This is a genomic window from Bradyrhizobium sp. SK17, assembly GCF_002831585.1.
Lineage (GTDB): Bacteria > Pseudomonadota > Alphaproteobacteria > Rhizobiales > Xanthobacteraceae > Bradyrhizobium.
On sequence record NZ_CP025113.1, the window covers coordinates 4,274,713 to 4,294,255 of the forward strand.

Annotated in this window: 20 protein-coding genes and 1 riboswitch; of the genes, 15 read left to right on the top strand and 5 right to left on the bottom strand. The window is 67.4% G+C overall.

Annotated features, from left to right (window positions below):
* Window positions 1-11 precede the first annotated feature (11 nt).
* A complete protein-coding gene (gene cobD / locus CWS35_RS19575) occupies window positions 12-980 on the top strand; it encodes a threonine-phosphate decarboxylase CobD (RefSeq protein WP_100953228.1) in 969 nt (322 codons plus the stop codon).
* A 1-nt stretch (window position 981) separates the two neighbouring features.
* Here cobD and CWS35_RS19580 read toward each other — a convergent pair whose 3' ends face one another.
* Together CWS35_RS19580 and cobO are read right to left on the bottom strand one after the other, a co-directional pair.
* Complete coding sequence (locus CWS35_RS19580) at window positions 982-2,430, bottom strand: cobyric acid synthase (protein ID WP_100953230.1); 1,449 nt, start codon at window positions 2,428-2,430, stop codon at window positions 982-984.
* Window positions 2,431-2,442: 12 nt separating this feature from the next.
* Window positions 2,443-3,093, bottom strand: coding sequence for a cob(I)yrinic acid a,c-diamide adenosyltransferase (gene cobO / locus CWS35_RS19585; protein WP_100953232.1), 651 nt, complete (start codon window positions 3,091-3,093; stop codon window positions 2,443-2,445).
* A gap of 38 nt (window positions 3,094-3,131) precedes the next feature.
* Window positions 3,132-3,342: riboswitch (cobalamin riboswitch) on the top strand.
* 90 nt (window positions 3,343-3,432) lie between these two features.
* On the opposite strand from cobO, the gene CWS35_RS19590 reads away from it, so the two are divergent.
* Genes CWS35_RS19590 through cobJ form a run of 7 tightly spaced genes read left to right on the top strand, consistent with a single transcriptional unit; the run spans window position 3,433 to window position 11,340 of the window.
* Window positions 3,433-3,807: a DUF1636 domain-containing protein gene (locus CWS35_RS19590; protein WP_100953234.1), complete on the top strand. Its 375-nt coding sequence runs from the start codon at window positions 3,433-3,435 to the stop codon at window positions 3,805-3,807.
* Window positions 3,804-4,838 (top strand): cobalamin biosynthesis protein CobW, encoded by a 1,035-nt coding sequence (gene cobW, locus CWS35_RS19595; protein WP_100953236.1) that lies wholly within the window; start codon window positions 3,804-3,806, stop codon window positions 4,836-4,838. The genes CWS35_RS19590 and cobW overlap by 4 nt, the downstream gene beginning before the upstream one ends.
* Window positions 4,838-8,086, top strand: coding sequence for a cobaltochelatase subunit CobN (cobN, locus tag CWS35_RS19600; RefSeq protein WP_100953238.1), 3,249 nt, complete (start codon window positions 4,838-4,840; stop codon window positions 8,084-8,086). Before cobW ends, cobN begins: the two co-directional genes overlap by 1 nt.
* Window positions 8,083-9,246, top strand: coding sequence for a precorrin-3B synthase (gene cobG / locus CWS35_RS19605; protein WP_100953240.1), 1,164 nt, complete (start codon window positions 8,083-8,085; stop codon window positions 9,244-9,246). Before cobN ends, cobG begins: the two co-directional genes overlap by 4 nt.
* Window positions 9,246-9,875: a precorrin-8X methylmutase gene (locus CWS35_RS19610; RefSeq protein WP_100953242.1), complete on the top strand. Its 630-nt coding sequence runs from the start codon at window positions 9,246-9,248 to the stop codon at window positions 9,873-9,875. The genes cobG and CWS35_RS19610 overlap by 1 nt, the downstream gene beginning before the upstream one ends.
* Before the next feature lie 2 nt (window positions 9,876-9,877).
* Window positions 9,878-10,609: a precorrin-2 C(20)-methyltransferase gene (locus CWS35_RS19615; protein WP_100953244.1), complete on the top strand. Its 732-nt coding sequence runs from the start codon at window positions 9,878-9,880 to the stop codon at window positions 10,607-10,609.
* Window positions 10,606-11,340 (top strand): precorrin-3B C(17)-methyltransferase, encoded by a 735-nt coding sequence (cobJ, locus tag CWS35_RS19620; protein ID WP_100953246.1) that lies wholly within the window; start codon window positions 10,606-10,608, stop codon window positions 11,338-11,340. The genes CWS35_RS19615 and cobJ overlap by 4 nt, the downstream gene beginning before the upstream one ends.
* Here the strand turns inward: cobJ and CWS35_RS19625 are convergent.
* Window positions 11,316-12,065 carry a cobalt-precorrin-6A reductase gene (locus CWS35_RS19625; RefSeq protein ID WP_100953248.1) on the bottom strand — a complete coding sequence of 250 codons (750 nt, stop codon included), beginning with the start codon at window positions 12,063-12,065 and terminating at the stop codon, window positions 11,316-11,318. The genes cobJ and CWS35_RS19625 overlap by 25 nt on opposite strands.
* On the opposite strand from CWS35_RS19625, the gene cbiE reads away from it, so the two are divergent.
* The 6 genes from cbiE to cobF are packed head-to-tail and all read left to right on the top strand — an operon-like array spanning window position 12,064 to window position 17,181.
* Window positions 12,064-13,245 carry a precorrin-6y C5,15-methyltransferase (decarboxylating) subunit CbiE gene (gene cbiE, locus CWS35_RS19630; protein ID WP_100953250.1) on the top strand — a complete coding sequence of 394 codons (1,182 nt, stop codon included), beginning with the start codon at window positions 12,064-12,066 and terminating at the stop codon, window positions 13,243-13,245. The two genes, CWS35_RS19625 and cbiE, sit on opposite strands and share 2 nt — an antisense overlap.
* Entirely contained in the window at window positions 13,242-13,610 is a 369-nt protein-coding gene (locus CWS35_RS19635; protein ID WP_024579715.1) for a cobalamin biosynthesis protein, read from the top strand. The genes cbiE and CWS35_RS19635 overlap by 4 nt, the downstream gene beginning before the upstream one ends.
* Entirely contained in the window at window positions 13,607-14,392 is a 786-nt protein-coding gene (gene cobM / locus CWS35_RS19640) for a precorrin-4 C(11)-methyltransferase (RefSeq protein WP_100953252.1), read from the top strand. Before CWS35_RS19635 ends, cobM begins: the two co-directional genes overlap by 4 nt.
* Window positions 14,389-15,699 (top strand): cobyrinate a,c-diamide synthase, encoded by a 1,311-nt coding sequence (locus CWS35_RS19645; RefSeq protein WP_100953254.1) that lies wholly within the window; start codon window positions 14,389-14,391, stop codon window positions 15,697-15,699. Before cobM ends, CWS35_RS19645 begins: the two co-directional genes overlap by 4 nt.
* Window positions 15,696-16,424, top strand: a complete 729-nt coding sequence (gene cobA, locus CWS35_RS19650) for a uroporphyrinogen-III C-methyltransferase (protein WP_100953256.1) — start codon at window positions 15,696-15,698, stop codon at window positions 16,422-16,424. Before CWS35_RS19645 ends, cobA begins: the two co-directional genes overlap by 4 nt.
* Window positions 16,425-16,431: 7 nt before the next feature.
* Entirely contained in the window at window positions 16,432-17,181 is a 750-nt protein-coding gene (gene cobF / locus CWS35_RS19655; RefSeq protein ID WP_100953258.1) for a precorrin-6A synthase (deacetylating), read from the top strand.
* Between the two features lie 25 nt (window positions 17,182-17,206).
* On the opposite strand, the gene CWS35_RS19660 is transcribed toward cobF, so the two are convergent.
* The gene (locus CWS35_RS19660) at window positions 17,207-17,398 is read right to left on the bottom strand and encodes a hypothetical protein (protein ID WP_080891064.1); all 192 of its coding nucleotides are present in this window, start codon (window positions 17,396-17,398) and stop codon (window positions 17,207-17,209) included.
* Window positions 17,399-17,900: 502 nt separating this feature from the next.
* Window positions 17,901-18,437: a carboxymuconolactone decarboxylase family protein gene (locus CWS35_RS19665; protein WP_100953260.1), complete on the bottom strand. Its 537-nt coding sequence runs from the start codon at window positions 18,435-18,437 to the stop codon at window positions 17,901-17,903.
* A 133-nt stretch (window positions 18,438-18,570) separates the two neighbouring features.
* Here CWS35_RS19665 and CWS35_RS19670 point away from each other — a divergent pair, with 133 nt between their 5' ends.
* On the top strand, window positions 18,571-19,533 hold the full coding sequence (locus tag CWS35_RS19670; protein WP_100953262.1) for an AraC family transcriptional regulator: 963 nt from the start codon (window positions 18,571-18,573) through the stop codon (window positions 19,531-19,533).
* The last annotated feature ends 10 nt before the right edge of the window (window positions 19,534-19,543 follow it).

Consider the following 19,543-nt stretch of genomic DNA (forward strand, 5'->3'; position numbering starts at 1 on the left):
GAGAGCGGCGCATGCGAGAGCACGGCGGAAATCTTGACGTCGCCCAGCAACGCTTCGGCGGGGCCGCGGACGATTGGATCGACCTGTCGACGGGGATCAACCGGCAGCCTTATCCGCTGCTCGATGTCGAGCCGCGGCAATGGAGCGCGTTACCGTCGCGATCGGACATCGAATCCCTCCACCGCGCCGCGCGGCAGGCTTACGCGACCGGTGCGCCGATTTTGGCGATCGGTGGCGCACAGGCGGCGATTCAGCTGCTGCCGCGTCTCGCGCCTCGCGGGCGGGCGCGCATCCTGGCGCCGACCTATAATGAGTATGCCGCGGTGCTGTCGGCCGCCGGTTGGGACGTCGAGGAAGCATCCGATCTCGCAGCGCTCGCCGACGCTGATCTTGCCGTCGTCGTCAATCCGAACAATCCGGATGGACGGCGCCACGAACGGGGCGAACTGCTGGCGTTGTTGCCGCGCGTCGGCCGGCTCGTGATCGACGAGAGTTTTGCCGACGCCGTTCCCGACCTCTCCCTCGCAGCGGAGGCAGGACGGCCACACCTCCTGATCCTGCGCTCGTTCGGGAAATTCTACGGACTGGCCGGCGTCAGGCTCGGCTTCGCCATCGGCAGCGAACGCGATATCGCCGGACTTGCGGCGATGGCGGGCCCTTGGCCGGTCTCGGGAGCCGCCATTGCGATTGGGCGGCGGGCGTTGCTCGATCGGGACTGGGCAACAGCGACGGCCGCGCGGCTCGCGGACGATTGCGTCGGGCTCGACACGGCAGCACGCTCGCGAGGCTGGACGCTGGTCGGCGGCACGCCGCTGTTTCGTCTCTATGATGTCGGCGATGCGCTCGCCGCACAGGAGAAGCTTGCCCGCGGCCAGATCTGGTCGCGGGTTTTCCAGCAACAGCCGGGATGGTTGCGCCTCGGCCTGCCGGGCAACGAAGCCGAATGGTCGCGGCTCTCTGCCGTGCTGGCGCGCGGATAATCTAGCGCGCCAGCGCCAGCAGGCCCTCGACATCGAGATGGCTCTCGATGTGCCCGGCCAGCGCGTCGAGCGCGCTTTCGACCCTGGCACCGTAGGGCTGATCCGCGGCCGCGATATCGAGTCGCGCAAGGAACGCCTTGCGGAAATCGTCCGATGCGAACAGGCCGTGCAGATAGCTGCCGTGGACGCGTCCATCGGCGGAAACGGCGCCTTCCGCCGCGCCGTCGATCGATGCGAACGGCCGCGCGCGATCCGCCCCGTCGGTGTGCCCGATATGGATTTCGTAGGCGCTGATCGGCTGACGGGTTGCGGCATGGACCGCGCTGACGCGGGTCAGCGTCTTCTGCTCGGTCATGACGGTCGTGACGTCGAGCAATCCGAGGCCGGGCGTTTCGCCGGCGGGACCTTCGATCCCATCGGGATCGGCGACGCTCCGCCCGAGCATCTGGTAGCCGCCGCACAGGCCGAGCACATGGCCGCCGCGGCGATGATGCGCCAAGAGATCGATCTCCCAGCCCTGCGCGCGCAGGAACGCGAGGTCGCCGCGGGTCGATTTCGAGCCGGGCAGGATGACGAGTTTTGCATCACCAGGGATGGCTTCGCCCGGACGCACCATCACGAGATCGACACCGGGCTCGAGCTTCAACGGATCGAGGTCGTCGAAATTGGCGATCCGCGACAGCGCCAGAAACGCAATCTTGCACTGGCCGGGCTTGCGCGCCTCGCCGAGCCCGAGCGCGTCTTCGGCCGGAAGCTCGCCGGCGCGGCCGAACCACGGCAGCACGCCAAAGCCGCGCCAACCGGTACGGGCTTCGATCAGCCGGTAGCCGTCGTCGAACAGCGTCGGATCGCCGCGGAACTTGTTGATGACAAAACCCTGGATCATCGCGGCATCGTCGGGATCGATCACCGTCTTGATGCCGACGAGCTGTGCGATCACGCCGCCGCGGTCGATGTCGCCGACCAGCACCACCGGCACGTCGGCCTTGCGCGCAAAGCCCATATTGGCGATGTCGGCCTTGCGCAGATTGACCTCGGCGGGGCTGCCGGCGCCTTCGACCAGCACCAGGTCGGCGCGTGCCTTGAGGCGGTCGAAACTTTCCACCACGGCACCCATCAGCGACGGTTTCATCGCGGCATATTCGCGCGCGCGTGCGGTCGCGATCCGCTTGCCGTGCACGATGATCTGGGCGCCGACATCGGTCTCCGGCTTCAGCAGTACCGGGTTCATGTCGGTGTGCGGCTCGACGCCGGCGGCGAGGGCCTGCAAGGCCTGCGCGCGTCCGATCTCGCCGCCGTCGACGGTCACGGCCGCATTGTTCGACATGTTCTGCGGCTTGAACGGCAGCACGCGCAGGCCGCGCCGCATGGCGGCACGCGCGAGGCCCGTGACGATGAGCGACTTGCCCACGTCGGAACCTGCCCCCTGGATCATCAATGCGCGCGCCATGGCGTTGGGCTCTTAGAATTCGACGCCCGGCTGGGCCTTGATGCCGGAGCGGAACGGATGCTTCACCAGGGTCATCTCGGTGACGAGATCGGCGATCTCGATCAACTCGTCCTTGGCGTTGCGCCCGGTGAGCACGACATGGGTCATCGCCGGCTTCGACGTCTTCAGGAAATCGACCACGTCTGCGATCGCCAGATAGTCGTAGCGCAGCGCGATGTTGATCTCGTCGAGCACGACCATGCGCAGGTTTTCGTCCGCGATCAGCTCCTTGGCCTTCTCCCAGCCGGCCTGCGCTGCCGCGATGTCGCGGGCGCGATCCTGGGTCTCCCAGGTGAAACCTTCGCCCATCGCGTGGAATTGACAGAGCTCGCCGAAATGCCCGGTCAGCAACCGGCGCTCGCCGGTATCCCAGGCGCCCTTGATGAACTGCACCACCGCGCAAGGAAAGCCATGGGCCACGCAGCGCACGATCATGCCGAAGGCCGACGATGATTTTCCCTTGCCGGCGCCGGTATGAACGATGATCAGGCCCTTTTCGCCGCTCTTGGTCGCCATGATGCGGTCCCGGGCGACCTTGATTTTCGCCATTTTGGCCGTGTGGCGCGCCTCCAGCGAAGCCTCGCTGCCGGCGTCCTCGCCCTCGCCACCCTGTTCAGAAATCATGTGATATTCCTTTGGCTTGACAAGTACTGGGCTTGGACGAATGGTGGGCCCGCGCTGGTTCCTGTCCTACGACAGGCGAAGAGGGAATGCGATAGGGCTCAGGTTCGGGCCCGAAGCGCAGCCGCCCCGCGACCGTGACCGGAGAGATGTCCAAGGCCACTGATTTCCACGGAAATCGGGAAGGCGGGGATCGAAGGGCGACAGCCTGCTCCGCAAGCCGGGAGACCTGCCAGTGCAGCAATTGAGACCGGCGGACGGGGGTGTTCCGCGACGGGGAACGAGCCTCCATTGGTTGGTTCGTTTGCCTCATCGCCTCCAACTGCCAATTCGGGAAGAGCGATGAGCGTTACACTTCATGTCTGCATCACTTGCCGCGCCGGCCAGACGGTGGCCGAAGGTGAAACCACGCCGGGCGCGCGTCTGCACGCCGCGATTCGCGACGCCGGGGTGCCTGATGGGGTCAATCTGGTTCCCGTCGAATGCCTGTCGGCGTGCAGCCAGGGCTGCTCGGTCGCGCTCAGCGCGCCCGGACGGTGGTCCTATGTCTATGGCCGCCTGTCGGAGACCAATGCAAAGGACGTGATCGCCGGCGCGTCCGCATATGCGGCGGCGCCGGATGGCATCGCGCCGTGGCGCAGCCGACCAGAAATCTTTCGCAAGCAGTCGCTTGCCCGCATTCCACCCATTGCCGTCGTGCCGGAGGCCGCTGAATGACAACGCTCACCAAAGTCCCCGTCACCGTCGTGACCGGCTTTCTCGGATCCGGCAAGACCACGCTGATCCAGCATCTGATCCGCAACGCCAACGGCAAGAAGCTCGCGGTGCTGGTGAACGAATTCGGCAGCGAAGGGGTCGACGGCGACATCCTGAAATCCTGCGCCGACGCCAATTGTCCGACCGAGAACATCGTCGAACTCGCCAATGGTTGTATCTGTTGCACCGTCGCCGACGATTTCATCCCGGCGATGGAGCAGCTGCTGGCGCGTCCCGTGAAGCCCGATCACATCGTGATCGAGACCTCGGGGCTCGCGCTGCCGAAGCCGCTGCTCAAGGCGTTCGACTGGCCGGAGATCCGCTCGCGGATCACCGTCGACGGCGTGATCGCGCTGGCCGATGCCGAGGCGGTCGCTGCCGGTCGTTTTGCGCCGGATCCGGTCGCCGTCGATGCGCAGCGCGCCGCTGACGACAATCTCGACCACGAGACGCCGCTCTCGGAAGTGTTCGAGGACCAGATCGCCTGCGCCGACATCGTGCTGCTGACCAAGGCCGATCTCGCTGGCGCCGAGGGGATCAAGGCGGCGAAGCAGGTGATCGCCGCCGAGATGCCGCGTGAGGTGCCGATGCTGCCCGTGGTCGACGGCACGATCGATGCGCGCGTGATCCTGGGTCTCGGTGCGGCGGCGGAAGATGATCTCGCGTCGCGTCCCTCGCATCACGACGGCGAAGAGGAACATGAACACGACGATTTCAATTCGGTGGTGATCGATCTTCCGGAGATCGCCGATATCGATGCGCTGGTGGCCTCGATCAAAGGGCTGGCGCGCGAGCAGAACGTGCTGCGCGCCAAGGGCTACATCGCGGTCGCGGGAAAGCCGATGCGCCTGCTGGTGCAGTCGGTCGGCGAGCGGGTGCGGCATCAGTTCGATACGCCGTGGGGTGCGCGGCCCCGGCAATCGAAGCTGGTCGTGATCGGTGAGCATGGCGACATCGATGAAGCGGCGATCAGGGCCCGGCTTGGTGTCTGATGCATGTCATCTTCCGCGAGAGTCGCGGCCTTGAGGAGACCGCGACACCAAGGGACCTCGGCCAGGATCCGGCCGATCTCGTGGTGTTGTCGTTTTCCGACAGCGATCTCGCGGCCTTCGCAGCCGGCTGGCGGCGGGGACGCGCCGCGTTGCCGTCGCTGCGGCTCGCCAATCTCGCGGAGCTGCGCCATCCACTGTCGGTCGATACCTATATCGAGCGGACGCTCGCTCATGCGCGCGGCATTCTCATCCGTCTGATCGGTGGCGAGCCCTACTGGTCCTACGGCCTGGCCGCGGTGCATCGGCTGGCGAAGGAGCGCGGCATCGCCCTGGTGGTGCTGCCGGCGGACGGCCGCGACGATCTGCGGCTGGATGAGTTCTCGACCTTGCCGGTCTCGACGCTGCGACGGCTCAAGGTGTTGTGCGACAAGGGGGGGCCGGTTGCCGCGCAGGCGGTGATATCGCAACTGGCGCTGGCGTCCGGACTCTATGCCGGGCCTGTCGTCGGCGAGATCGATCTTCCCGAGACCGGCGTTTACGATCTCTCCCGTGGCGCCGTCGCGGCGCTGCCGGCATCGGATGGCCGGCCGCGGGCGCTGGTGACGTTCTATCGCTCCTATCTCGCGGCCGGCGACACCGCGCCGGTCGATGCATTGATCGATGCGTTGCGCGCGAAGGGCTTTGACGCCCACGGGATCTTCGTCACCTCGTTGAAGGCGGCGGGTGTCGCCGATTGGCTGCGGGCGCAATTCGCACCATGCGCGCCGGCCGCCATCGTCAATGCGACCGCGTTCTCCGCGGCTGGCGACGACGGCAAGACGCCGTTCGACGCCGCATCGTGTCCTGTCTTCCAGGTCGCGCTATCCACCGCGCGCCGCGAGGATTGGGCCTTGTCGCTGCGCGGCCTGTCGCCCGGCGATCTCGCGATGCACGTGGTGCTGCCGGAGGTCGACGGCCGCCTGTTCGCGGGCGTCGTGAGTTTCAAGCAGCCGGGCGAGCGCGATCCCGATCTGCAATTCGCGCATCTCGCGCATCGGCCGGATGCCGGGCGCGTCGCGGCGATCGTCGCGCGTGTCGCTGCCTGGCACCGTCTCGCCGGCAAGTCCGCGCAGGACAAGCAGCTTGCATTGGTGCTCTCGAACTATCCGGGCCGTCCGCATCAGATCGCGCATGCCGTCGGCCTCGATGCGCTGGCCTCGGTCGAGGCGTTGCTGGCGGATCTTGCGGCGGCGGGATTTGACGTCGAGCCGGTGAGGTCGCCGGGCGACGCGCTCTTGCGCCGTAAACTGGCTTGGGACGTGCGCGAATATCGCAAGGCGCTCGCCAGTCTTCCCGAGCAACTCCAGGATGATCTGGCGCGCGCGTGGGGAGCACCGGAGGATGATCCCGATTGCCGTGACGGCGCCTTTCATTTCGCCGCGATCCGATGCGGCAAGTCGCTCATCGCCGTTCAACCGGAGCGCGGTGATGTCGGGCACCGCGATGCCGACTATCACGACCTGTCGCGCACGCCGCGTCATGCCTATGTCGCGTTCCATCTCTGGCTCCGGCAGCAGGCTATCGATGCCGTCGTCCACATCGGCGCGCATGGCACGCTGGAATGGTTGCCCGGCAAATCGGTTGCGCTGTCATCGGCGTGTTGGCCGGAAGCGTTGATCGGCGATCTGCCGGTTGTCTATCCCTTCATCGTCAACGACCCCGGCGAGGCGGCGCAGGCCAAGCGCCGGATCGGCGCCGTGACGATCGGTCACTTGCCGCCGCCGCTGGCACAAGCCGCGGTGCCGGAAAGCCTGCGTGCGCTCGAGCGCTTGCTCGATGAATATTCGACTGCCGACGGTCTCGATCCCGCCCGACGGCAGCGCCTGATCGCTGCGATCCGCGAGGAGGCACGCATCGCGGGCCTCGAGGATGATCTGGGTCTTGCGGCGTCGGTCTCGGCGGCCGAGGCGATTCCGCAAATCGACCGCTTCGTCTGCGATCTCAAGGAGAGCCAGTTCGGCGACGGCCTGCACGTCTTCGGGCAGGGCGCTTGCGGCGAAGCGGAGAAGGCCGCGTTGCTCGATGCGCTCGCCGGCCGGCGGGTTGCGCCGGGGCCGTCAGGCTCGCCCTATCGCGGGCGCAGCGACGTGCTTCCGACCGGCCGCAATCTGTACGCGGTCGATCCGCGCGCGGTGCCGACGCCGTCGGCGCATGCGCAAGGCGTGAAGCTCGCCGAGGAACTGCTGCGCCGTCATTTGCAGGATCACGGCGACTGGCCGAAAGGGCTCGTCATCGATCTCTGGGGCTCGTCGACCATGCGCTCCGCCGGCGAGGATTTTGCCATGGCGCTGCATCTCGCCGGCATCGCGCCGCGCTGGGATCACGGATCGGGTCGGGTGACCGGCTACGACATCATCGCGCCGGCGGAGCTCGGCCGTCCCCGTATCGACGTGACGCTGCGCGTATCGGGCTTGTTCCGCGACGTGTTTTCGGGGCTTGCCCAATTGTTCGAGGCTGCCACGGAAGCCTTGTCCGAACGCAGCGATGAAGCGGACGAGAATCCTTACCGGCAGCGCATCGCGCGCGTGTTCGGTCCGCGCCCCGGGCATTATGGTGTCGGCATCGCGTCGCTAGCCGATGTCTTCACGCCGGAGGCCCGTGACGCCGCCGGCGAAGCGTGGTTGTCGGCGTCCTCCTGGGCCATTGCGTCCGATGGCGAGATGCACCCCGATCGCGAAGGCATCGAGGCGCGGCTCGGTGCTGCCGACAGTTTCGTGCATACCCAGGATCTGCCTGAGACCGACCTGCTGCTGGCGGCGGACTATGCCGCGCATGAGGCCGGCATTGCAGCGGCTGCTGCCCGGCTGGGCACCAAGATCCCGTCGCTCTATCACCTCGACGCGACCCGGCCGGATCAGCCGCATGCCCGCTCGCTGACCGAGGAAATCTCGCGGGTGGTGCGGGCACGCGCCGCCAATCCGGCATGGATCGCAGGCATGATGCGCCATGGCTTCCGCGGCGCTGCCGAGATCACTGCGACGCTGGAGCATATGGCGGCATTTGCCCATCTCGCCGGCGCGGTGCCGCCGCACCTGTTCGACCTCTATTACGACGCGACGCTCGGCAATGACGAGGTTCGCGGCTTCATGGCGCGCGACAATCCGGCGGCGCTGGTTGCGATCGAAACCTGCTTTGCCCGTCTGCATGACGCGTCGCTCTGGCAAACGCGGCGCAATTCGATCGCGGCGGCGTTGCAGGAGGCGACATGAGCGCGGTTGCGATCAAGGGCTGGTGTCCCGGCGCGCTGCGGCCGATGCAGTCGGGCGACGGGCTCGTGTTGCGCATCCGCCCGCGAGGTGGACGGCTTGAAGCAGCGCAGGCGGTCGGGATCGCCGAGCTGGCCGCACGATACGGCAACGGCCTGATCGACCTGACCAGCCGCGCCAACCTCCAGATCCGCGGCGTCAGCGAAGTGGGTTATCCGGCCTTGATCGACGGACTCGGGGCGCTCGGTTTGCTGGACGCGGATTCCGAGACTGAGGCGCAGCGCAACATTCTGGTGACGCCGTTCTGGATCGCCGGTGACGACACGAGCTCGCTCGCGGCCGAACTTGAACGGGCGCTCGCCGGTGCTTCGCTCGATCTTCCGACCAAGTTCGGTTTCGCAATCGATGACGGCACTGTCCGGGTGCTGACCGGCGCGTCGGCGGACATCAGGATCGAACGTGATCGCAACGGTGGGCTGCTGGTGCGTGCCGATGGTGTCGAGCGCGGCCGTTCAGTCACCCGCGGCGAGGCCGTGCCGGTCGCGTTGGCGGTGGCCGAATGGTTCGTCGCCTCCGGAGGCGCCAAAGGCGAGAAGCGGCGGATGGCGACGCATCTGGCCAGCGGCGCGACCTTGCCCGACTTCCTGCGCGGCGATGCCGAGCCCGTGGCCCGATCGGCGGCGCCTGTTCCCGGCCTCTACCCGATCGGCGCGATGGTCGGTGTTGCGTTCGGGCAAATGCCGCACCAGACGCTCAACCATCTCGCCGCATCCGCGCAGGCGCTGCGGATGACGCCGTGGCGGATGATGCTGGTGGAGGGGATGCATGAGATGCCCCGCGGGGCGGACCTCGTCACCGACGCCGAGGATCCGGCGCTGCGCGTCATCGCTTGCAGCGGCGCGCCACGTTGCGGTGAGGCGCATGCCGATACGCGTATGCTGGCGTCAGCGCTCGCCCGGCACATCCCGGCCAACGCCCGGCTGCACGTCTCCGGTTGCCCCAAAGGTTGTGCCCATTCCGGTCCTGTTGACATCACGCTCGTGGCAACGCGAGAAGGCTTCGACCTGATCCGCCGCGGCACCACGCGCGATACGCCGGTCAGGCGGGGCCTGACCGGCGCGGAGCTCGCCGCCAACCCCTTGCTGTTGATGGGAGGCGGTTGATGCCGCACGTCTATGAGACCGATGGCGCGGCGATCTATCGCCAGTCGTTTGCCACGATCCGCGCCGAGGCCGACCTTGCCAGGTTCACGTCCGACGAGGAGCCGGTGGTGGTGCGCATGATCCATGCCGCGGGCATGGTGGGCCTGGAAGCGCATGTGCGCTTCACCGCCGGCATGGCCGCCCGCGCAAGGGAAGCCTTGCGGAACGGCGCGCCGATCCTCTGCGACGCGCGCATGGTGTCGGAGGGAATCACGCGCGCGCGCCTGCCGGCTGGCAACGCGGTGATCTGCACGCTCGGAGACCCTGATGTGCCCGCGCTGGCGCAATCGATGCGCAACACGCGGTCCGCTGCCGCGCTCGAGCTGTGGCGGCCGCATCTGGCCGGCGCCATCGTCGCGATCGGCAACGCGCCGACCGCGCTGTTCCATCTGCTCAACATGCTGGAGCATGCCGACTGCCCACGGCCGGCGGCGATCATCGGCTGCCCGGTCGGTTTCGTCGGCGCGGCCGAGTCCAAGGCGGCATTGATGGCCGATCCGCCGGTACCGGCGCTGACGGTCGAGGGACGCCTCGGCGGATCGGCGATCACGGTTGCCGCCGTCAATGCGCTGGCGAGCCGGAGCGAATAGCGATGGGACGCATCATCTGCTGCGGCCTCGGCCCAGGCGATCCGGACCTGATGAGCGTGCGCGCCGACCGCATCGTGCGTGGCGCGAGACGCGTCGCGTATTTTCGCAAGAAGGGGCAGCCGGGCCAGGCCCGCCGCATCGTCGACGGCATGCTCGCGGCCGACGTCGACGAATATCCGATGGAATATCCGGTCACCACGGAGATCGCGTTCGACGATCCGGACTATGCGCGGCTACTGGCGGATTTCTACGACGAATGGGCCGAGCGGCTGTTGCGGCTCGCGCGCGAGATCGACGTCATCGTGCTGTGCGAAGGCGATCCTTACTTTTACGGCTCGTTCATGCATCTGCATTCGCGGTTGCAGGGGCGTGTCGGGATCGAGGTGATCGCGGGCATTCCCGGCATGGTCGGCTGCTGGAATGCGGTCGGGCAGCCGATCGCGCTTGCCGACGATGTGACCACCGTTCTGATGGGCACGCTGCCGGAGGCGGAGCTCGTGCAGCGCATGCATCAGTCGGATGCGCTGGTCGTCATGAAGACCGGTCGCAATCTTCCGAAGATCCGCCGTGCGCTCGTCTCCGCGGGGCGTCTCGACGATGCGTGGCTGGTCGAGCGCGGTACCATGCCGGATCAGCGCGTCATCAGGCTGGCTGATATCGGCGAGGCCGACGGTCCGTATTTCGCGATCGTGCTGGTGCACGGGCAGGGGCGGCGCAGGGAGGCGGGGCAGTGACCGGCACGCTGACCATCGCGGGGCTTGGACCCGGCGACGAGGCGCTGATCACGCCCGAGGTTTCCGCGGCGCTGGCAGTGGCGACCGATATCATTGGCTATGCGCCCTATGTTTCGCGCGTGCCGCCGCGCGCCGGGCTGACGCTGCACCCGTCGGACAATCGCGTGGAAGTGCAGCGCGCCAGTGAAGCGCTGCGGCTTGCGGCCGAAGGACACCATGTTGTCGTGGTGTCCTCTGGTGATCCCGGGGTGTTCGCGATGGCATCAGCGGTGTTCGAGGCGCTGGAGAATGCGCCGCAATGGCATGAGCTGCCGATCCGCGTGCTGCCCGGCGTCACGGCGATGCTGGCGGCGGCGGCGAGCGCCGGCGCGCCGCTCGGTCATGACTTCTGCGCGATCAACCTCTCCGACAATCTCAAGCCGTGGCCGCTGATCGAGAAGCGGCTGCGGCTCGCCGCCGACGCCGACTTCGCGATTGCGATGTACAATCCGCGCTCGGCCAGCCGACCGGACGGTTTCGGTCGCGTGCTCGAGATCCTGCGCGAGGCGGGGTGCGGCGAGCGCATCGTGATTTTCGCACGCGCCGTCTCGACATCAGAGCAGCGGATCGAGACGGTCTTGCTGCAAGATGCGCGGCCCGAGATGGCCGACATGCGGACGGTGGTGATCGTCGGCAATTCGGCGACGCGGCGGGTCGGCCGCTGGGTCTATGCACCGAGGCAGGTCCGATGACCGAGCCATTCCATCACCTGGCTCACGCTGTCGACCCGGGGCCGGTCGGGCAGGGGTGGCCGCGTGATCATGATGACGGGAAGGCCAAGCGCGCGGGCGGCGTCGAGCTTGGCGCGCGCGCCGGTGCCGCCGGAGTTGCGGGCGACGATCCATTCGATATGGCGCGCGCGCAGCGTCTCGAGCTCGCCCTCGAGCGTGAAGGGGCCGCGCGAGACGATGACATCCGCATCGGGCAAAGGCAGGGTTTCGGCGGACGGATCGACAAATCGCAACGTGTAGGCATGCTGCGGTCGGGTGCCGAACGGCGCGATGTGCTGGCGCCCGATTGCGAGGAACACGCGGGCCGGGTTCTCCGGCAAAGCCACGACCGCGGCTGCGACGTCCGCGACCTCGATCCAGCGGTCGCCGGGAGTCTTGTCCCAGGGTGCGCGTTCGAGCGCGAGCAACGGCGTTGCGGTTTGCGTGCAGGCCGCGATCGCGTTGCGGCTCATCTCGGCTGCGAACGGATGCGTCGCGTCGATCACATGCGTGATGCGTTCGCGACGCAGGTAATCGGCAAGGCTGCTAACGCCACCGAAGCCGCCGATCCGAGTCGGCAATGGCTGTTCGGCCGGCGCATGGGTGCGGCCGCCATAGGAATAGATCGCGTCGATCCCCGCGCGACTGACCACAGCGGCGAGCGAATTGGCGTCGGCCGTTCCGCCCAGGATCAGGGCGCGCATCATGGGTAATCCCTGGTTGACCATCATCGGCATCGGCGAAGATGGCCTTGCCGGGCTCTCCGAAGCAAGCCGAAAGGCGCTCGATGCGGCCGAAACTATTTTCGGCGGCGAACGCCATCTCGCGCTGGCCGCCGTCACCGAGCGTGGCCGTGCCTGGCCGGTGCCGTTCGACGCCGATATCGTGCTGAGCTGCCGCGGCCGTCCGACTGTCGTGCTCGCCTCGGGCGATCCGTTCTGGCACGGCGCCGGTGGAAGCCTTGCCGAGCGGTTGCAGCCCGGCGAATGGATCGCGCATTCCGCGCCGTCGACGTTCTCGCTGGTGGCGGCGCACCTGGGCTGGCGGCTCGAGAATACTGTCTGTCTCGGTCTTCATGCCGCGCCCTTCGAGCGGCTGGTGCCGCATCTCGCGCGTGGTGCGCGGATCATCTGTCTGGTGCGCGATGGCAAGGCGGCTGTCGATCTCGCGCGCTGGCTCACGGAGCAGGGCTGGGGCGCGTCAGCGCTGTGGGCGCTGTCAGCCCTTGGTGGACCGCGTGAATCGATCGCGCAGCATCACGCCGAGAGCTATGGTGGCAATCCTGACGACAGCCTGGTTGCGGTCGCGCTGGAGGCGAGCGGCGCGCAAGGCATGTCACGTAGCTCCGGGCTTCCCGAAACATTGTTTATGCATGACGGGCAGCTGACAAAACGGCCGGTCCGCGCGCTGGCACTGTCGGCGCTTGCGCCGCGGCCCGGCGAGCGGCTGTGGGATGTCGGCGCTGGCTCGGGCTCGATCTCGATCGAATGGGCGCTCTGCGGCGGGACGGCTATCGCCATCGAGGTGCGCGGCGAACGCGCTGCCAATATCCGTGGCAATGCGGCGAGCTTCGGCCTGAACCACCGGATCATCGTGATCGAAGGCGAGGCGCCGGGCATCCTGTCCGAGCTCGAAGCGCCCGATGCCGTGTTCATCGGTGGCGGCCTCGATGCCGATATGTTCGCTGCGATCTGGTCGCGCATCGTGCCGGGCACGCGGTTGGTCGCGCATGCGGTAACCCTGGAAACCGAGGCGCTGCTCTCCGATCTTCAGCAACGCCATGGCGGCGAACTGATGCGCGTCGAGATCGCCCAGGCCGAGCCGCTGGGCCGCTATCGCTCCTGGAAGGCCGCGCGACCGATCGTGCAATGGAGCGCCATCAGATGAAGGTCGCGGGTCTCGGATTCAGGCGCGATGCCAGTGTCGCATCCTTGCGCGAGGCCCTCCGCGCCGCCGGCGGCGCCGAAGGGCTTGCAGCGCTCGCGACCATGAGCGACAAGGCCGATGCACAGGCGTTGACATCGCTGGCGCAGGAACTCGGGCTGGCGATCCGGAGCATTCCCGCAGAAGCGCTGGCCGAGATCGAAACCGTGACGCATTCTGAATTGATCAGCGCGAGGTTCGGCACTGGCTCCGTCGCCGAAGCCGCGGCGATCGCGGCGGCAGGACGCGGTGCACGGCTGATTGCGGCAAGGGCCGTTTCGCAGGATCGAATGGCGACCGCGGCGATCGCGGAAGGAGACGGTGAATGACGGTGCATTTCATCGGCGCAGGACCGGGCGCCGCCGATCTCCTGACCTTGCGGGGGCGCGATCTCATCGCGTCCTGCCCGGTCTGTCTCTATGCCGGGTCGCTGGTGCCTGCCGGTGTGCTGGCGCATTGCCCGCAGGATGCGCGTATCATCAACACCGCGCCGCTGTCGCTTGACGAGATCATCGCCGAGATCGCCGCGGCGCATGCCGAAGGCAAGGACGTCGCGCGGCTGCATTCGGGCGATCTCTCGATCTGGTCGGCGATGGGAGAACAATTGCGCCGATTGCGCGCGTTGCAGATTCCCTATTCGGTCACGCCCGGCGTGCCGGCCTTCTCGGCAGCCGCTGCGGCGCTGGAGGCCGAGCTCACGCTGCCCGGTCTTGCGCAATCGGTGGTGCTGACGCGCACGCCGGGCCGGGCGAGCGCGATGCCGGACGGCGAGACGCTCGCGGCGTTTGCTGCGACCGGCGCGGTGCTCGCGATCCATCTCTCGATCCATCTGCTGGACAAGGTCGTGGCTGAGTTGACGCCGCATTATGGCGCGGACTGTCCGGTGGCGATCGTCTGGCGCGCGAGCTGGCCGGACCAGCGTATCGTCCGCGCCACGCTCGCGACGCTGGATGCCGCGATCGGGCCGGAGCTCGAACGCACCGCGCTGATCCTGGTCGGCAAGACGCTCGGGGCGAACGAGTTCGCCGAGAGCCGTCTCTATGCCGCCGACTATGACCGCCGCTACCGTCCGGTTGGTGAGGCGCCGCGCTTTCCGGGATCATCTCAATGACCGCGGGCCTAGTGATCTCCGCGCCGGCCTCCGGGGTCGGCAAGACGACGCTGACCCTGGCGCTGGCGCGCGCCTGGCGCAATCGCGGGCTCAAGATACAATGTCTCAAGAGCGGACCTGACTACATCGATCCGGCGTTCCATGCGGTCGCCACGGGACGCGCATCCGTCAATCTCGACAGCTGGGCGATGGCATCGGATGCGATCGCGCATCTGGCGAGCCGCGGCGCGGATGCCGATCTCGTGCTGGCGGAAGGCTCGATGGGCTTGTTCGACGGCGTCGCCGCGCGCGGCGTCTCGGGCATCGGGGCCACCGCCGACATCGCCGAGATGACGGGATGGCCGGTGCTGCTGGTGATCGATCCCTCGGGCCAGGCCCAGACGGCGGCGGCGATCGCTGCCGGGCTGCGCGATTTCCGTGCCGGCGTGCGGCTCGCCGGCGTCGTGCTCAACCGCGTCGCCAGTGCGCGGCACGAAGCGCTGGTGCGCGATGCCATGGCGGGGGCGGGCATTCCGGTGTTGGGCGCGCTGCCCCGTCACGCCGAGATTGCCTTGCCGAAGCGACATCTTGGCCTGGTGCAGGCCGAAGAGCAGGCCGAGATCGACGGCCTGATCGACGAAGCCGCGCGTTTCGTCGTCGAGCATGTCGATCTCGACGCCGTGCTGCGATCAGCCCGGGTCTCGCCGCCGCAACCGGCCGCGCGCCATCTGGACATCACACCGCCCGGCCAGCGCATCGCGCTCGCGCGCGACGCGGCGTTCTCCTTCGTCTACCCGCATATGCTGGAAGCCTGGCGCGCGGCCGGCGCCGAGATCGTGACGTTCTCGCCGCTTGCCGATCAGGGCCCCGATGCGGACGCGGATGTGTGCTGGTTGCCCGGCGGTTATCCCGAACTGCACGCGGGCCGGCTCGCGGCAAACAGGCACTTCCTCGACGGGGTCCGTGCCTTCGCCGGAACGAAGCCGGTGCATGGCGAGTGCGGCGGCTACATGGTGTTGGGCGCCGCGCTCACCGATGCCGACGGCGCGCGCCACGAGATGGCGGGGCTGCTCGGCCTCGAGACGAGCTATGCCAAGCGCCGCATGCATCTCGGCTACCGGATCGCCGAGCTGGCCGGATCGATGCCGGGCTATGGCCCAGGCGCACGCCTGCGCGGCCATGAGTTTCACTACTCCACGATCATCACGCAGCCCGACACGCCGCTCGCGGTGGTGCGCGATGCGACCGGCGCGATCGTCGCGGAGACCGGATCGCGGCGCGGCCATGCGACCGGCACATTCTTCCATCTGATCGCGGAGGACCGGTGAGCGGCTTCGTCTCCTTCGTCTCGGCCGGCCCCGGCGATCCCGAACTCCTGACCATGAAGGGAGCCGCGCGGCTGCGCGACGCCGATGTGGTGCTGTATGACGACCTTGCCTCCGGCGCGATCCTCGATCTCGCGCGCTCCGGCGCCAATCTCGTCGCGGTCGGCAAGCGCGCCGGCCGGTTGTCGGCGCGACAGCATCATGTCAGCCGGCTGCTGGTCGACTATGCCGCGACCGGCGTGCGGGTGGTGCGGCTGAAGTCCGGCGATGCCGGCATCTTTGGCCGGCTCGAGGAAGAGATCGAGGCGCTGCGTGCCGCCGGCATCGGCTATGAGATCATCCCCGGCGTGACCTCGGCCTCGGTTGCCGCGGCGCAGGCCGGCATTCCGCTGACGCGGCGGCTGACCTCGCGCCGGGTCCAGTTCGTGACCGGCGCGGACGTGACCGGCGAATTGCCCGCGGATCTGAACTGGGCGGCGCTGGCCGATCCCGAGGCGACCACCGTTGTCTATATGGGCCGGCGCACGTTTCCGGCATTGGCCGCAAAACTGATCGCGCAGGGTCTCGCCCCCGACACCCCCGCATTATTGGCGGAGTCGCTCGGCCACACCGACGAGCGGCTGCTCCGCACCACGATCGCGGCGCTGGCCGAACGGCTCACGGATGCAACTGCTGCCACCGCAGCGGCTGTCATTCTGTTCGGTGCGTTGGCGCCGGAGCAGGGGTGACGCGGCCATGTTGACGTTCTCGCTGATCGGTATCGGCTGTGGCGATCCGCGACAGCTCACGCTCGCTGCGACAGCCGCGATCAATGCCGCCGATCTGATCCTGATCCCGCGCAAGGGTACCGCGAAGTCCGATCTCGCCGACCTGCGTCGAACGATCTGCGCGCAAGTGCTGAGCAACGATCGCACGCGGATCGCCGAGTTCGACCTGCCGGTGCGTGACGCTGGCGACGAGGATTATCGCAGGGGTGTCGACGATTGGCATGATGCGGTCGCTGCGACCTGGTCGGATGAGATCGCACGCCATCTCGGCGGCGAGGGACGCGTCGCCTTGCTGATCTGGGGCGATCCTTCGCTGTACGATTCGAGCCTGCGGATCGCGCGACGGCTCGATCCGCTGCCCGACATCGAGGTGATCCCGGGCATCACCTCGATCCAGGCGCTGTGCGCGGCGCATGCGCTGCCGCTCAACGAGATCGGCGAACCGTTCCTGGTCACGACAGGCCGGCGATTGCGTGAAGGCGGCTGGCCGTCCGGCGTGGATACCGTGGTCGTGATGCTCGACGGCGGCGCGGCCTTCCAGACGCTGGATCCCGCGGGCCTCAAGATCTGGTGGGGCGCCTATCTCGGCATGCCCGATCAGATCATCATGGCCGGATATCTCGCGGAGACAGGCCCCCGCATCGTCGCCGCGCGCCGCAATGCGCGTGAGCAGCATGGCTGGATCATGGACAGCTATATCCTGAAGCGGACATCTTGATTGGCACTTGATGTGCCACGGGCGATCAGGTCTTCAAGCCGCGAATGGAAGGTTGGATGGTCAGGCGATAGGCAACGAGCTTGTCGCCATTAAACTGCTCGAGACTTGTCTGACAGACCGGGCAGCGATACTCGCCTGCGCTTCCCGATCCGGATGCCAGTTCGAGGCGTCGGAACCCGGCCCCGCAGCGTGGGCACGTGACGTCGTCCTTCTTCATCAACTCAACCCCAGAACAACACCGGCGCCACTTCTTTAGCGCAGACCACGCGGCGGAACCATGTTCATCGCCGGAGAGCTACGGATCATTCCTGCATGGGAACAAGCGATGCGTCCGCGTCAAGCCGCAATGCCGCGCAACGGGCTGCGCTTTACAGTTGGCCAATTTCAACGCATTCGGCAAATTCGGCAATGGGTTAAGACTTGGCCTTGAAGACTTGTCCGATCGGACGCGCGCGGCAGTGGTGGCTGCCACGTCGCTATGCGTCGGAGTTGCTGCGCCTGCGCAATCTCCCGGCACGCGCAGTCGCCGGCGAACGCGAGGCTCGCCGGCGATCCGTGCCATCGGCGGACCTATTGCCGCGTCAGGCCCGGATGACATGGTCGTCGAGATCCTCCGTGAGCAGACCGAAGCGGGTGAGCGCGCGGACCAGCGGATTCTGCATCGTGTTGGAACGCGTGGTCATGGTCGTGATCCTTCCGTTCGACTGACGTCGGTCGCGTCACGCGACTGCGGGGAAGTCGATGTCGGTGTCGTTGATGCGGTTGAAGACGTTGGTGAAGACGATGGTCGCGAACGCCAGGCTGATCTCGACCAGCTGCGCGTCGCTGTAGCCGGCGGCCTTGATCGCGGCGAAGTCCTCGTCGCTGACGGTGCCGCTCGACTGCGCGAGCTTGCGAACGAAGTCGATCAGCGTGTCGTACTTGGCGTCACCCGTAGGCGCGCCGTCGCGGACCTGCTTCAGCACGTCAGGCTTCACGCCGGCAAGCCCAGCGAGATGCGAATGCGCGGCGACACAATAGTCACAACCGCCCGCGGCGCTGATCACGAGTTTGATGATCTCTCGCTCGCGCCTGGACAGGCTGCCGCCGGCGAGCACCGCGTCGGCTGCGAGCATCGCCTTGAGCGCGGCCGGGCCGTGGGCGGCGATCGCCGCATAAGCATTCGGGACGCTGCCGACAGCCTTCTTGATCTGGGCGTAGACCTGGCCCGACGGGCCGGTGTCGGTTTCGAGATTGGGGACTGAGAGACGGGACATGGTGGCACTCCGTGTTTGGGGTGGTGAACGATTGCGGAGTGAGCATAGGAGGGCGAAGTGAGACATTGAATGTTCATATATCTCGATTATATGCTCAATCGTCTCATTTGAAGCCCGTCGGGGAGGATCGGCCATGGATTGGCTCAGCCGGCTGTTCGAGATGATGCCGGTCCGCGGGCGGCTCGATATTCGCTGCAGCTACAGCGTGCCCTGGCGTATCGAGCAGGGGCCGGGCGCGACCAACGAGATCCCCTATCATGCGGTGCTCGCCGGCTCGGCGATCCTGGACGATCCCGCAGGCGGTCGGCCGCTGCTGCTGAAGTCCGGCGACATTCTTTTGCTGCCCGGCAATCCGCGACACGTGATGCATGACGGCACCGGGGCGACACCTCTGCCGGCTAGAAACCGGGCGGCGCAGAATTTCACGATCAGCGAAAACCTGGGTTCGGACGAACGGCTCGACTTGCTGTGCGGGCACTTCGCGATCGCACCTCCGCACGACCGTCTGTTGCGCAGCTATCTTCCGCCGCGTCTCGTCGTGCATGCCGGCCCGCGGGTGGAAAAGCGGACGGCCGCACAGCTCGCTGGACTCGTATCCTTGATGCGCAGCGAAACGGCCGACGATCATCTGGGTGGCCGCGCCATGCTGAACGCGCTGTCCACGGCGATGTTCGCGCTTGCGCTGCGGCTTGCGAGCGAGACCGATGACGGCTCGCGTGGGTTGCTGGCGCTGGTCGGTGATCCCCGCCTGGCGCCGGCGGTGACCGCCATGTTCAACGAGCCCGCGCGTGCGTGGTCGCTGCCCGAACTCGCGCGTCTGTGCAACATGTCGCGCGCGACGCTTGCGCGGCAATTCCAGGAGAAGCTTGGCCGATCGGCGAGCGATCTGCTTACCGATATCCGGATGACGCTTGCGGCAAACGAGTTGAGGCGATCATCGCTTTCGACCGGCGCCGTTGCGGAGATCGCCGGCTACCAGTCGGAGGCCGCATTTCAGCGGGCCTTCAAGAGCCATATCGGCGTGACCCCGGCACAATGGCGCAAGGCGCAACCGCCGGACCAAGAGACTGCTGCGCAGGCTGGTCCGAAAGGGTAGAGGCGCCAGA

Excerpts from the sequence above, each read along its gene's own strand:
- cobD (WP_100953228.1), top strand. The coding sequence starts at position 12 with ATGCGAGAGCACGGCGGAAATCTTGACGTCGCCCAGCAACGCTTCGGC.
- CWS35_RS19580 (WP_100953230.1), bottom strand. The coding sequence starts at position 2,430 with ATGGCGCGCGCATTGATGATCCAGGGGGCAGGTTCCGACGTGGGCAAG.
- cobO (WP_100953232.1), bottom strand. The coding sequence starts at position 3,093 with ATGATTTCTGAACAGGGTGGCGAGGGCGAGGACGCCGGCAGCGAGGCT.
- CWS35_RS19590 (WP_100953234.1), top strand. The coding sequence starts at position 3,433 with ATGAGCGTTACACTTCATGTCTGCATCACTTGCCGCGCCGGCCAGACG.
- cobW (WP_100953236.1), top strand. The coding sequence starts at position 3,804 with ATGACAACGCTCACCAAAGTCCCCGTCACCGTCGTGACCGGCTTTCTC.
- cobN (WP_100953238.1), top strand. The coding sequence starts at position 4,838 with ATGCATGTCATCTTCCGCGAGAGTCGCGGCCTTGAGGAGACCGCGACA.
- cobG (WP_100953240.1), top strand. The coding sequence starts at position 8,083 with ATGAGCGCGGTTGCGATCAAGGGCTGGTGTCCCGGCGCGCTGCGGCCG.
- CWS35_RS19610 (WP_100953242.1), top strand. The coding sequence starts at position 9,246 with ATGCCGCACGTCTATGAGACCGATGGCGCGGCGATCTATCGCCAGTCG.
- CWS35_RS19615 (WP_100953244.1), top strand. The coding sequence starts at position 9,878 with ATGGGACGCATCATCTGCTGCGGCCTCGGCCCAGGCGATCCGGACCTG.
- cbiE (WP_100953250.1), top strand. The coding sequence starts at position 12,064 with ATGGGTAATCCCTGGTTGACCATCATCGGCATCGGCGAAGATGGCCTT.
- CWS35_RS19625 (WP_100953248.1), bottom strand. The coding sequence starts at position 12,065 with ATGATGCGCGCCCTGATCCTGGGCGGAACGGCCGACGCCAATTCGCTC.
- CWS35_RS19635 (WP_024579715.1), top strand. The coding sequence starts at position 13,242 with ATGAAGGTCGCGGGTCTCGGATTCAGGCGCGATGCCAGTGTCGCATCC.
- cobM (WP_100953252.1), top strand. The coding sequence starts at position 13,607 with ATGACGGTGCATTTCATCGGCGCAGGACCGGGCGCCGCCGATCTCCTG.
- CWS35_RS19645 (WP_100953254.1), top strand. The coding sequence starts at position 14,389 with ATGACCGCGGGCCTAGTGATCTCCGCGCCGGCCTCCGGGGTCGGCAAG.
- cobF (WP_100953258.1), top strand. The coding sequence starts at position 16,432 with ATGTTGACGTTCTCGCTGATCGGTATCGGCTGTGGCGATCCGCGACAG.
- CWS35_RS19660 (WP_080891064.1), bottom strand. The coding sequence starts at position 17,398 with ATGAAGAAGGACGACGTCACGTGCCCACGCTGCGGGGCCGGGTTCCGA.
- CWS35_RS19665 (WP_100953260.1), bottom strand. The coding sequence starts at position 18,437 with ATGTCCCGTCTCTCAGTCCCCAATCTCGAAACCGACACCGGCCCGTCG.
- CWS35_RS19670 (WP_100953262.1), top strand. The coding sequence starts at position 18,571 with ATGGATTGGCTCAGCCGGCTGTTCGAGATGATGCCGGTCCGCGGGCGG.